Source organism: Ferrovibrio sp. (assembly GCF_002796975.1).
GTDB lineage: Bacteria > Pseudomonadota > Alphaproteobacteria > Ferrovibrionales > Ferrovibrionaceae > Ferrovibrio.
The window spans coordinates 167,981-179,959 of record NZ_PEKV01000003.1 but is presented as its reverse complement, the minus strand read 5'-3'; the positions used below and the strand labels follow the sequence as shown (position 1 = coordinate 179,959).

At 63.1% G+C, this 11,979-nt stretch carries 12 protein-coding genes, 1 tRNA gene and 1 pseudogene; 1 reads left to right on the top strand and 13 read right to left on the bottom strand.

Translation table 11 applies throughout. The features are described 5' to 3' along the window. The 6 genes and pseudogenes from CTR53_RS02595 to CTR53_RS02570 all read right to left on the bottom strand — a co-directional run. Positions 1 to 752: alpha/beta fold hydrolase (locus tag CTR53_RS02595; protein ID WP_290809192.1), on the bottom strand; the 752-nt coding region annotated here is incomplete at its 3' end. Positions 753 to 852: 100 nt separating this feature from the next. Further along, entirely contained in the window at positions 853 to 1,758 is a 906-nt protein-coding gene (locus CTR53_RS02590) for an alpha/beta fold hydrolase (RefSeq protein WP_290809190.1), read from the bottom strand. Between the two features lie 84 nt (positions 1,759 to 1,842). Then, on the bottom strand, positions 1,843 to 2,835 hold the full coding sequence (gene gcvA, locus CTR53_RS02585; protein ID WP_290809188.1) for a transcriptional regulator GcvA: 993 nt from the start codon (positions 2,833 to 2,835) through the stop codon (positions 1,843 to 1,845). Positions 2,836 to 3,036: 201 nt separating this feature from the next. Beyond that, complete coding sequence (gene folD / locus CTR53_RS02580; RefSeq protein WP_290809186.1) at positions 3,037 to 3,921, bottom strand: bifunctional methylenetetrahydrofolate dehydrogenase/methenyltetrahydrofolate cyclohydrolase FolD; 885 nt, start codon at positions 3,919 to 3,921, stop codon at positions 3,037 to 3,039. 4 nt (positions 3,922 to 3,925) lie between these two features. After that, the gene (locus CTR53_RS02575; RefSeq protein WP_367158933.1) at positions 3,926 to 4,228 is read right to left on the bottom strand and encodes a DUF167 family protein; all 303 of its coding nucleotides are present in this window, start codon (positions 4,226 to 4,228) and stop codon (positions 3,926 to 3,928) included. A 29-nt stretch (positions 4,229 to 4,257) separates the two neighbouring features. After that, positions 4,258 to 4,468, bottom strand: a pseudogene (locus CTR53_RS02570) (YggT family protein). A gap of 378 nt (positions 4,469 to 4,846) precedes the next feature. On the opposite strand from CTR53_RS02570, the gene CTR53_RS02565 reads away from it, so the two are divergent. Continuing rightward, a tRNA-Ala gene (locus CTR53_RS02565) sits at positions 4,847 to 4,922 on the top strand. Between the two features lie 14 nt (positions 4,923 to 4,936). On the opposite strand, the gene CTR53_RS02560 is transcribed toward CTR53_RS02565, so the two are convergent. The 7 genes from CTR53_RS02560 to CTR53_RS02530 form a co-directional block, all read right to left on the bottom strand. Beyond that, the gene (locus CTR53_RS02560) at positions 4,937 to 5,914 is read right to left on the bottom strand and encodes an NADPH:quinone reductase (RefSeq protein ID WP_290809184.1); all 978 of its coding nucleotides are present in this window, start codon (positions 5,912 to 5,914) and stop codon (positions 4,937 to 4,939) included. A 37-nt stretch (positions 5,915 to 5,951) separates the two neighbouring features. Further along, positions 5,952 to 6,782, bottom strand: a complete 831-nt coding sequence (gene cysW / locus CTR53_RS02555) for a sulfate ABC transporter permease subunit CysW (RefSeq protein ID WP_290809182.1) — start codon at positions 6,780 to 6,782, stop codon at positions 5,952 to 5,954. A 2-nt stretch (positions 6,783 to 6,784) separates the two neighbouring features. Next, the gene (cysT, locus tag CTR53_RS02550) at positions 6,785 to 7,654 is read right to left on the bottom strand and encodes a sulfate ABC transporter permease subunit CysT (protein ID WP_290809180.1); all 870 of its coding nucleotides are present in this window, start codon (positions 7,652 to 7,654) and stop codon (positions 6,785 to 6,787) included. A 25-nt stretch (positions 7,655 to 7,679) separates the two neighbouring features. Then, entirely contained in the window at positions 7,680 to 8,687 is a 1,008-nt protein-coding gene (locus tag CTR53_RS02545) for a sulfate ABC transporter substrate-binding protein (protein ID WP_290809178.1), read from the bottom strand. A 38-nt stretch (positions 8,688 to 8,725) separates the two neighbouring features. Beyond that, positions 8,726 to 9,817, bottom strand: coding sequence for a sulfate ABC transporter ATP-binding protein (locus CTR53_RS02540; RefSeq protein ID WP_290809176.1), 1,092 nt, complete (start codon positions 9,815 to 9,817; stop codon positions 8,726 to 8,728). Positions 9,818 to 9,983: 166 nt separating this feature from the next. Further along, the gene (locus tag CTR53_RS02535) at positions 9,984 to 10,553 is read right to left on the bottom strand and encodes a hypothetical protein (RefSeq protein WP_290809174.1); all 570 of its coding nucleotides are present in this window, start codon (positions 10,551 to 10,553) and stop codon (positions 9,984 to 9,986) included. A gap of 36 nt (positions 10,554 to 10,589) precedes the next feature. After that, a complete protein-coding gene (locus CTR53_RS02530) occupies positions 10,590 to 11,648 on the bottom strand; it encodes an HNH endonuclease signature motif containing protein (RefSeq protein ID WP_290809172.1) in 1,059 nt (352 codons plus the stop codon). Positions 11,649 to 11,979 lie beyond the last annotated feature (331 nt).

Genomic DNA, 11,979 nt, shown 5'->3' with positions numbered 1-11,979 from the left:
ACATGCAGGCGTTCGATGGCGGCATTGGGATAGAAACCGGTCAGCGCATCGACGCCTTTACGCGGGCCGAAATCGCGGTCGTCCTCGAAGCTGATCAGCCGCAGTTTCGCGCGTACGTCGTCGTTATGCGGCCGCAGCGGTGCGCCCTCGTCATCGACCAGGTAGTGCGGCGAGCAGCACCAGCGCCGCCAGTCGCGCGCCACCGGCCCCGGCAGCGTCTGACCACCGAGCCACCAGCCCGGCAGTTTATCGAACAGGCCGACCACCAGCGGAAAGGCGATATACCACGACAGCCAGAGCCGGATCTGGTGCGCGCGCGACCAGTTGCGCCAGTAGCCATGCTGCGAGGCAATCGCCAGCACGGCGTCGATCTTGCCGGCCTGCGGCATCAGGCCGAGCATCTGGCCGCCGAAGGAATGGCAGACCATGGCGCGTCGCATATCGGGCGTGCAGGCAGCCAGGAAGTCGGCTGCCGCCGGGATGTCACGCCGGCCCCAGTCCAGTTTGCGCGGCGCAGCCGCGGCCGGATCGGGCAGCGAGCCGCCGATGCCGCGATAGTCGAAGGTCAGCACCGTGAAGCCGCGCTGCGCCAGGAAACCGGCGAAGGTTTCGTAGTAGCGCCGCGCCACGCCGGTGGCGCCGTTGATCTGGACGCTGATGCCGTTCGGCCGCTGCGGGTTGACCAGGGTGCCGGCCAGACGCTGGCCATCAGCGGTGGGGATCGAGACGGAGGTGATGGTGATCTGTGTCATGCAGGGCGGGTATCACCTGCAAGGGCGGGCTCTCAATAACCCCTAAGGTCAATGCGGGGGCGATGTCACAGCATTGTCTGATCCGCGATGGCGAAACGACTCACGCCGCCTGCTGCCTGCGCTTTGCCGTTGCACAGAGCCAGTCGCCAATCTCGGTCCAGCGTTTCACCGGCATGTCGCGGCGGAAAAAACCGAAATGGCCGATGCGCTGCAGGCCCCAGTCCGACGGGCGCACATGCTGCCGCTCGATGCGGGCATTCGGATAATAGGCCATCAGCCGGTCGACACCGCGGCGCGGCCCGACGGCATCGTCATCCTCGAAACCGATCATGCGAATCGGCGCGCGCAGGCGATCGTAATAGGGCCGCAGCGGCGCGCCGCTGTCGTCGCAGATATAATGTTTCGAGCGGCACCAGCGCGCCCATTCCGCCAGCACGCCGCGCGGCAGCTGCTGGCCGCCGAACAGCGCCGACGGCAGGCGGAAGCCGAGCGCCAGCGACAACGGCACGATGCCATACCAGACCAGCGCCAGCCGCAGCTGATGTCTGGCCGGCCAGTTGCGCCACCAGCCATGCTGCGAGGCGATGGTGACGACGGCAGCAAGCGATTCCGATTCCGGCACCAGCCCCAGCACCTGGCCGCCGAAGGAATGCCCGACCAGCGTGGGGGTCAGCGCCGGAAAGTGCTGCAGGAGATAACGCATCGCGGCTGCCATATCCTGCTGCGCCCAGTCGAGCATGCGCGGTGGCGGTGCGCCTGGCGTGGGCTGCGAGCCGGCGATGCCGCGATAGTCGTAGGTCAGGACGGTGAAGCCTGCCGCGGCCTGGAAGCCGGCAAAGGCATTGTAATAGCCGCGCGGCACGCCGGTGGCGCCGTTGATCAGCAGCGACAGGCCGTTCGACTGCTGCGGCAGATAGAGCGTCGCAGCGATCTGCTGGCCATCGGCGCAGGTGAGCGTGATCTGTTCAATAGAGATGGGAGGTGGCGTGAAAGATGAGTTGGTCATGTCACGACTGTAGGAAACCCGACCGCGCGCCGACAAACGCAAAGCAGGCTGGCATCGGGTGAACCAGATTCACTTGCCCCAAGGTTATGCTTTCCGGTGGCGCGCGGGCTTCGTTGCCGGCACAGCACTTTTGCCGAAGGCTTTCGCCGCCGCTTCCTTCACCAGCTGTCTGGGCAGCTGCGGCTGCATCGAGGTGTCCGCGCGCTGCATCAGTTCCAGCAGCCAGTCGCGCAGGGCCTTGATCGCCGGCTTGCCGGCATCGGTTTTGCGGCAGGCCAGCCAGTAGGCATGCTGCAGCGGCATCAGCGGTCCAAAGGGCATCACCAGCCGTCCGGTGGCGAGACGCGGCCCGATCAGCGGTGCGATGCCGAGCGCGATGCCAAGGCCATTCTCCGCAGCATCGATCGCCTGGCTGACGCTGTCGAAATAGACTTCATGCTTGGGCTCAAAGGGCGGCATCCCGGCCGCCTGCAGCCATTCGCTCCAGCTCTGCGGGAACTGGCTGAAATGGATCAGCGTCACCTCGCGCAGGTCGGCAGGCGTGCGCAGGCGTTTCAGCAAGGCCGGCGTGCAGACCGGTGCGACGCTGAGATCCGTGAGTTTGGTGACATTCAGCCCCAGCCAGTTGCCGGCGCCGTAGCGCACCGCGGCATCGACGGCATCGCGGGCGAAATCGGCATTGCGGATGCTCGATTCGACATAGACGCGCAGGCCGGGCCGGCGGTTCAGCAGCTCTTCCAGATTGGGAATGATCCAGCTGGCGGCGAAATGCGGCACGGAAGACAGCCGCAGTTCTTCCGTCTGCTGCGCGCGGCCGACGCGCAGGCTGACCTGCGCCACCTGATCAAAGGCGCGGCGCACCGTGCTGTAGTAGTCTTCTCCTGCTTCGGTAAGGCGGATTTCGCGGTTGAGCCGGCGAAACAGCGACAGGCCGAGATACTGTTCGAGCTGCTTGACGCGATGGCTGATCGCCGAGGGCGTGAGATTGAGTTCGGCCGCTGCCGCCTTGAAGCTGAGCGAGCGCGCAGCGGCATCGAAGGCTTCCAGGGCGAGCAGCGGCGGCAGACGCTTGGTCATGCCATCAGATTAGGAGGATTCAGCCGATTGGGAAGATATGCCCCAACGTAAAGCACGAAGATTGGGCGGAAGGATATGACGTCGCCGGTAATTAAAGGGTAGGCGTGGATGGCCGGGTCAGGCCCGGCCATGACAATTTTCAATAAAAGCCTAAATACAGGTGTCATGGCCGGACTTGTTCCGGCCATCCACGTCTTTGCGCTAGAGCGACTTCGGATCGATCTTCTCGCGATAGCAGGCCGCGGTCAGCGTGTTCTGCAGCAGGCAGGCAATGGTCATCGGGCCGACGCCGCCCGGTACCGGGGTGATCACACCGGCAACCTGTTCGGCCGAGGCATAATGCACGTCGCCGATCAGTCTGGTTTTCCCGTTCTCTCCCGCCACCCGGTTGATGCCGACATCGATCACCGCCGCACCCGGTTTGATCCAGTCGCCGCGCACCAGTTCGGGTTTACCGACAGCCGCAATCACGATATCGGCCTGCCGGCACACGGCGGCCAGATCCCTGGTGCGGGAATGCGCAATCGTCACCGTGGCATTCGCCGCCAGCAGCAGGGCCGCGACCGGACGGCCGACGAGGATCGAGCGGCCGATCACCACGGCATTGGCACCAGCGATCTGCACGCCGGATTTTTCCAGGAGGATCATGCAGCCGAGCGGCGTGCAGGGCGTCAGCGCCGCGATCCCCTGGTTGAGCTTGCCGGCATTGGCCGGATGCAACCCGTCGACGTCCTTCGCCGGATCGATCGCCTCGATGATCGCCTGGGTGTCGATCTGCTTCGGCAGCGGCATCTGCACCAGGATGCCGTCAACGGATTTATCCGCGTTCAGCGTGGCGACGACAGAGAGCAGTTCGGCCTGCGATGTCGTGCCCGGCAGCTTGATCTCGTTGGAGACCATGCCGGCCTCGCGCGTCTGGACACCCTTGTTGCGCACATAGACTTCGCTGGCGGGGTCCTCGCCGACCAGCACCACGGTCAGTCCCGGCAAGCGTTTGGCGTACGCCTCGAAGGCCTTCACCTTCACGGCGATTTCGCCGCGCAACTCCGCTGCCACTGCCTTGCCGTCGATCCGCACTGCCGTCATGTCATCACTCCTTCGAAAAGAGAAAGGCGGCGCGCAGCGCGGTCTCAAGCGCTGACGGATCGCCGCCGATCAGAATCTGCTTGTGCCGGTCGGTGGTGCCGGCCACCAGCTGCAACGAAGACACCGGCAGCTTCAGCCGTTTGGCCAGCAGGCGCAGCAGCGCGTCATTGGCCTTGCCATTCTCCGGAACTGCCGTGACCTTTACCGAAAGTTCGACGCCGCCGTCTGCGGTGGGTTTCAGTCCTTCGATCCCGTCGCGGCCGGCTTTCGGCGTCAGCCGCACGGCGAGCCGCAAACCGTCGGCCACGGCACGCCAGGGCAATGGGCCGTCAGCCGTCAGGCCGCGTATTCCCACAGCAGGTTGCGCAGGAAGATCAGCAGCAGGATCAGCACCACCGGCGACAGGTCGATGCCGCCGAAACTGGGCAGCACGCGNNCGCGTGTTGATCACGTTGAAGGCGACGAGCCAGCTCAGGATCGCCGAGGCGATCAGCAGCCACATATAGAGGTTCAGCACCATATCGATCAGGATGATCAGCGACTGCACTCCACCCTCCGGGATGTGGGCCGGCCCAGAACCAAGCAGAACTGGGACCGGCTGGACGAGGCCTAGCCGACGGATGGCCGACCTCTAAAACGGGCCCTGAACGGACGTTGAGAGTGATAAAGGCAGGCCCGGCGAAACGCAACCCGAGCCCGGCGTGACCGTGCCGGGACAGGGCCCCGGAAAGCAGGGAATTGCCGCAAAATCCCGCCCGGAACGGCGCGGGCCGGGCGGGCCCGGGCCGGACGGCCGGAAACCCGGGCTTTCCCTTGGCATTTCAAGGCGCAAGGCGGTGGACAAAGCCGGGCCCGTTTGCTACTTGCTAGCCGCCCGGCCGGGACCGTTGCGACGTCCCTTCTACTCTGGCCGGCACACCGGCTTGGGGCCGTAGCTCAGATGGGAGAGCGCCTCGTTCGCAATGAGGAGGTCAGGGGTTCGATTCCCCTCGGCTCCACCAATTTCCAGCCAGATCTAGCCGATCTCCAGCACCACGTTGCCGAAGGCGCCCTGCTCCACCGCTTCATGCGCCGCCACGATCTGCTCCAGCGCGTAACGCGCGGCGATCTTTGTCTTGAGCGCGGTCTGCTGCAGCAGCACGCCGAGTTCGGCAATCGCCGCGTAACGGTCGGCAGCCTGCAATTCATAGACGACGAAGAAGCGCAGGCTCAGCCCGCGGAACAGCAGGTCGCGGAACGGCACCGGCACATCGCCCATCGCATTCGAGCCGTAGCAGACCAGGGTGCCATGCGGCGCCAGCACGCCCTTGCCCAGCAGCGGCGCGGTGGATGAGAGATCCATGTCGATGATGGCATCGACGCCCTTGCCGCCGGTCAGTTCGACCGTGCGGGCCGCGACATCCTCGCTCTTGTAGTCGATCACATGGGCAGCGCCGGCCTCGCGGGCGACATCGGCGCGCACCTTTGACGCCGTGCCGATTACCTGCAGGCCCTTGCGCGCGGCAATCTGCGTGACGTAATGCCCCACCGCAGAGGCCGCGCCCGTCACCAGCATACTGCGGGCGCCGCCGGCTTCGGCCAGCCGTACGGCATGAATGGCGGTCAGCGCCGGAATGCCGAAATTGGCGGCCGTGACGGCATCCACCGCATCGGGCAGCTGCACCGCCTGCGCCGTGGGCAGCGCGATATATTCCGCCGCGGTGCCATGCGGCCGCAGCCACTGGCCGTTCCAGGTCCAGACCCGCTGGCCGATGCGGCTGGCCGGCACACCCTCGCCGACCGCCTCGATCACGCCGGCGCCGTCGCTGTGCGGAATCACCAGCGGGCCCATCGTCAGCGGCCGGCCGCGCCGGCTTTTCACATCCGACGGATTGACGCCCGAGGTCTGCAGGCGCACCAGCACCTCGCCGGGCGCAGGCTTCGGTGTCGGCTGTTCGCCGACGCTCAGCACGTCTTTGGCTTCGCCGTTTTTGCTGTACCAGGCCGCTTTCATGATCGCGCTCTCCCCGCTGTGCGTGGCGGGCAGTGTATCAGCGGTGGATGCGGCGCTCCAGCCAGGCTTTCACCGCCAGCGTCAGCAGCGCCAGCAGGGTGAGCGTGCTGGCGGCCGCGAAAGCCCCGACCGCGTTGTAATCGTGATAGAGCAGTTCGATCTGCAGCGGCAGCGTGTTGGTCTCGCCGCGCACATTGCCCGACACCACCGAGACGGCGCCGAATTCGCCGATCGCCCGCGCCGCACAGAGAATGGTGCCATAGAGCAACGCCCAGCGGATATTGGGCAGGGTCACACGCCAGAAGATCTGCCAGCCGGCGGCGCCCAGCGTGGTGGCGGCCTCTTCCTGTTCGCTGCCCTGCGCCTGCATCAGCGGGATCAGTTCGCGCGCCACGAAGGGACTGGTGACAAACAGCGTGACCAGGAAAATCGCCGGCAGGGCGAACAGGATCTGGATATCGTGGTCGGCCAGGAAATCACCGAGCAGGCCCTGGCCGCCATAGAGCAGGATATAGGTGACGCCGGCGACGATCGGCGAGATCGAGAAGGGAATCTCGATCACGGTCAGCAGCAGCTTCTTGCCGGGAAACTCGAATTTGGCGATCAGCCAGGCGGCGCCGACGCCGAACGCCAGATTGACCGGCACCACGGCGACGGCCACCACCACGGTGAGCAGCACGGCATGCAGGGTATCGGGCTGCAGGATGCCTTCGATATAGGTGCCCCAGCCCTTCGACAGCGCCTGGGCGAAGATCACCACCACGGGTGCGACGATGAACAGAACCGTCAGCACCGTACCGAGCAGGATCAGCACCAGCGGCAGACGGGAGGACGGCGTGGTGGAAGCCGGGAGCGTGGCAGCCGTCATCTTCAGCCCTTCATCCTGTAGCGCATATGCCAGGCCTGGATCGCATTGGTGGCCAGCAGGATGCAGAAGGCGGTGGCGAGCAGCACCACGGCAATGGCGGCGGCGGCCGGATAATCGTATTCCTCCAGCCGGATGAAAATCAGCAGCGCGGCGATCTCGGTTTTCATCGGCAGGTTGCCGGCAATGAAGATCACGGCGCCGAATTCGCCCAGGCAGCGCGCAAAGGCCAGCGCGCAGCCGGTGAGATAGGCCGGGAAGATGGCGGGGAACACGATCTTGCGGAAGATCAGGCCCCGGTATGCGCCGAGCGTGGCGGCAGCCTCCTCCACATCGGGCTGGATATCCTCCAGCACCGGCTGCACCGTGCGCACCACGAAGGGCACGCTGGTGAAGGCCATCGCAACAGCGACGCCGATCACCGTATAGGCCACCTTGATGCCGGCCATGCCTTCGACGATCTGGCCATACCAGCCGTTGCCGGCATAGAGCGCGGTGAGCGCGATACCGGCCACGGCAGTCGGCAGGGCGAAGGGCAGGTCGATCAGCGCATCCAGGATGCGCTTGCTGGGGAAGTCGTAGCGCACCAGGATCCAGGCCATCAGCAGGCCATAGCCGGCATTGAACAGCGTCGCCAGTGCAGCCGCCGAAACCGTCACCTGCAACGACGCCAGCACACGCGGGCTGCTGAGCAGGCGCAGGAAACCATCCGGGCCGATCTCGGCCGATTTCAGCAGCAATGCTGCCAGCGGCAGCAGAACGATAATGGCGAGGTAAAGCAGCGTGCCGCCCAGCGCGAGGCCGAAACCCGGCAACACACGCCGGGCTTTCACCGGGCGTGCGGCGGGGCGACCAAGAACTGCGACGGCACTCATCTGCTCTGCTCTCTCAGGTCAGCGATCAGCGATTGACAAAGACCTGTTCAAGGATACCGCCCTCGGCGAAGTGATCCTTGTTGGCCTTTTCCCAGCCGCCGAACACGTCGTCCACCGTCACCAGCTTCAGGTTCGGGAACTGCGCCTTGTACTTCTCCTTCACCGCCGGGTTATGCACGCGGTTGAAGTTCCTGGCGAGAATCTCCTGCGCCGGCTCGCTGTAGAGGAAGGTCAGATAGGCCTGTGCCACCTGCTGGCTGCCGCGCTTGTTGGCGACGCGATCGACCACGGCCACCGGGAATTCCGCCAGCAGGCTGAGCGACGGCGTGACGAGGTCGAAGCCCTTGTCGCCGTATTCGCGACGGATACCGTTGGTCTCGGATTCAAAGGTGATCAGCACGTCGCCGATTTCGCGCTCGACGAAGGTGGTGGTCGACCCGCGGCCGCCGGTATCAAACACCGGCACATTGGCCAGCAGCTTCTTCACGAAATCCTTCGCCTTGGCATGGTCGCCCTTGTTCTGCTCCAGCGCAAAGGCATAGGCGGCCAGATAGGTATAGCGCGCATTGCCCGAGGTCTTCGGATTGGGGAAGACCGACTTCACATCCGGGCGGACCAGATCGCTCCAGTCCTTCACATTCTTCGGATTACCCTTGCGCACCAGGAAAGCCGGCAACGAATAGAAGGGCGAGGCATTGTTGGCGAATTTCTTCTGCCAGTCCCTGGCGACGAAATTCCGGTCGGCCAGCACCTGGATATCGAGGTACTGGTTGAAGGTGACCACATCGGCCTGCAGGCCTTCCATGATCGAGCGCGCCTGCCGCGAGGTGCCGGCATGCGACTGCTTGATCTCCAGCACCTGGCCGCTCTTCGCCTTCCATTCGGCGGCGAAGACCGGATTGAGCTGGGCAAACAGCTCGCGGGCGACGTCGTAGGAGACATTCAGGATCTCGGAGGGCGCCTTGTTCTGCGCAAAAGAAGGAGAAGCGACTGCCAGCATAGCGGCAGCAGCAAACGAGACGATACGTTTCATTTTTTCTTTGTCCTGTGGGAGTGAAGTAAGAGAAAGGCTCAGGCGCTGGCGGCGCGCTTTACAGTGGCGGCAGCCGGGCGCTGCGCCGGCTCGAAGATGCGGCCGCGCAGGATTTTCAGCCGCACGGTGTCGCCGCGCCGCAGGCTGCGTCCGCGCACGGCTTCGCGGGTCAGTTCGACCTCCACCGGCCTGTCGACACCGGGCAGCGCGATATCGAAGCGGAAGCTCGGACCGTTCGAGGCAATGTCGCTGATCTTCGCACCAGACGACGCATCGGCCACCAGGTCGATTTCATGCGGCCGCACGAACAGCGTCACCGCGCCGTCGCCGGCGGCCACGCGTTCGACGGCAGATGTATCGGCATGCGGCAGCACCAGACGGCCATTGTGCAATTCCGCCGGCAGTTCGTTCACGCCGCCGAGGAAGCGGGCGACGAAAGGACTGGCGGGGTGTTCATAGATTTCATCGGGCGTGCCGACCTGCTCGACACGGCCCTCGCCCATCAGCACCACGCGGTCGGCCAGTTCGAACGCCTCATCCTGGTCGTGGGTGACAAAGATCGTCGTCATGCCGAGCTGGTCGTGCAGGCCGCGCAGCCAGCGGCGCAGGTCTTTGCGGATGCGCGCATCCAGGGCGCCGAAAGGTTCGTCCAGCAGCAGCACCTTGGGACGAATGGCAAGCGCACGCGCCAGCGCCACGCGCTGACGCTGGCCGCCTGACAGCTGCGCCGGATACCGCTCACCCAGACCCTCGATCTGCACCAGCCCGATCAGTTCGTCGACGCGGCTGCGGATCTCGGCATCCGACGGACGCTTCTCCCTGGGCAGCACGCGCAGGCCGAAGGCGATGTTCTCGAACACCGACATATGCTGGAACAGTGCGTAATGCTGGAACACGAAGCCGACGCCGCGGCGCTGCGCTTCCAGCGACAGCCAGTCGGTGCCATCCACCGTGACCGCGCCGGTATTGGGCCAGTCGAGGCCGGCGAGAATGCGCAGCAGCGTCGTCTTGCCAGACCCCGAGGCACCCAGCAGCGCGATCAGCTCGCCCTCGGCGATCTGCAGATCGATACCGCGCAGCACCGGCACCTTGCCGAACTGCTTGTGGATGTCCTGGATGTCGATCGTCATGGAAATGGCCTGCTGAAAACTGTGCCGCGGAGTTTCCACACAGGTAGAGCAGGCGTCAATGGATTTAAACTGTATTTGTGCGTAATTTATTTTTAGTACAGTATTATATTGTGTTAATTGGCCAAAGAATATCGATCATCTGACTGATTTTGAAAGAATTATTCTCTCAGACGGGCAGCCTGAACGGGCCGTGCCGGACGTCGACGCCGGGCTCCGGCGGCAGAATCCGCAGCGGTCCGGCGCGGAAATCGCTCGCTGTCAGGGTCTCGACCAGCATGACGCAGCCCACGGCGCTGGCGCCCCCCGGACTGCTGCTATGGGCCATGGGCAGCACCAGGCGCTCGGCGGTGACGGTGTTGGGCGGATCGCCGGTGGTCAGGCCGGGCAAAGTATAGAGGCTGCGGCAATAAACCGGCCGGCGATGCCGGACCAGTTCGGCCAGCAGGTCGCGCATATGCTGCATGTAGGCGGGCGTGGTCAGGCTGCCATAAGCGACAGCATCCATGCCTTCGGGCAGTTCGCGGAACCAGCGGGTGATCTCAGCTCCGGCGAGACGCAGCCGGCTCAGAGCGAAATCCGCATTGGTGATTTCAGCGACGATCAGATGCGGCAGCACGTCGCGCGGAATCGCCGCCGCGTCGAGCTGGCGGATATCGGGAATGCCGGCGGGAGGCGCCGGCAGACCGCGCCAGAAGTCATGCGCGGCGCGCAGCACCGGGTTGTCGTCGAGGGTCATTCGAGTATGACAAGAAGCATTGTTATGCGGTGGCGATTAGGTGCCCGGAATGAAAATAGTACTTCTATGATATTCTAAATAATCTTGTTGGCGTTTTGAAAACTCGCCCACATAAGGCGGTTTATCAACATCAACACCAATCTTGTGGAATTGAGCAGCCGCAATCCTCTCAGATGCTTTAACGCGGCAGTTCGCATCAAATGTGATATATCCACGATCAAATAATCGGTCGATATGGGGAGTTAGCAAAAAACCGTTATGCCCGTCCAATCTCTCTTCATTGGTCGAGCACGATCGCCAAGGTTTAATATGACTGGCAATCAACAAACGCGGATCACTAACACCAGTGACCCTACACCGATCTTCCACGGCAATAAGGTTCTGCTTGTAACGTCCTTGTCCGCGGCGGGCCTTAATAACAGCCTCTCGCTCTGTCTCGTCGACAGTAGCATCGTTTAAAAGGTACTTTTCGACAATATCGTCCAGTTTATTTTCAATACCGGCACCATCGCCAACCACTCGTCGGCGCGCTTCAATTTGACTCATCCACGCGCTCATTTCCGCAGAGAGGACTGCCGCCATTTCATCTGGGACCTTTGCCAGATAAACACTCTGCAAGCCGTCGCCTGACTCCGATTTCAATGGCGAATATTTTGACGGGAGAGTGGGGCGCAGCTTTGCAATTATATCTTTCGGACGGAACGGGACTGGCACCTTGTGCCACTCAACAGACACATACCAACCCTCATGATTCCAATAATCTCCGACGAGCCCAAATTCGCTCGGCTTGTTCCAGGAGATCGCTGGCTGCCGAACAATGCCTACGTATTGGATTTTCTGATCGAAGTAAGAAAACACGAGGTCGCCCGTGTCGACCAAATGCATGTTGGCGTAAAATTGATTGAACGCATTATTACTGTTGCGCTTTGGTGACCACATATAGCCACCCTCAATTTCATGTCGCCATGTCTGATTTTGATTGACCCACCAGTAAACAATCCGACGACTTACAAAGTCCAATTCACGCAGTCGAGGAGGCGTTTGGCCCCACTGCAACGGCCCTTCTTTAAAGCCAGGATTATCGTCTTCAGCCAATATGGAAATCCTGCCGCCCCGATGACGCATACAACATGCCCGAGGCTTAGACTTGACCTCAAGGGCGGAGCGGGATATTCTTGTTTTGTTCTTACGCTCTCGGCCATCGTGAATATGTCTCGCATACAGTCGTAACCACACGGCTGGTGACGGCATTTGTCAGCAGGATAAGAAATCGCACGGAGCAGACGGCCTCACGGCGAACGCCAACGAACGCAAACGAACCTGAACGAACACCAACGAAGCGAAACGAGCGCAAACGAAGCGAAACGAACACCAGCGAGTGCCAGCGAAGCGGAATGAACAAATGGCACATCCGGCGTCAGCGCCG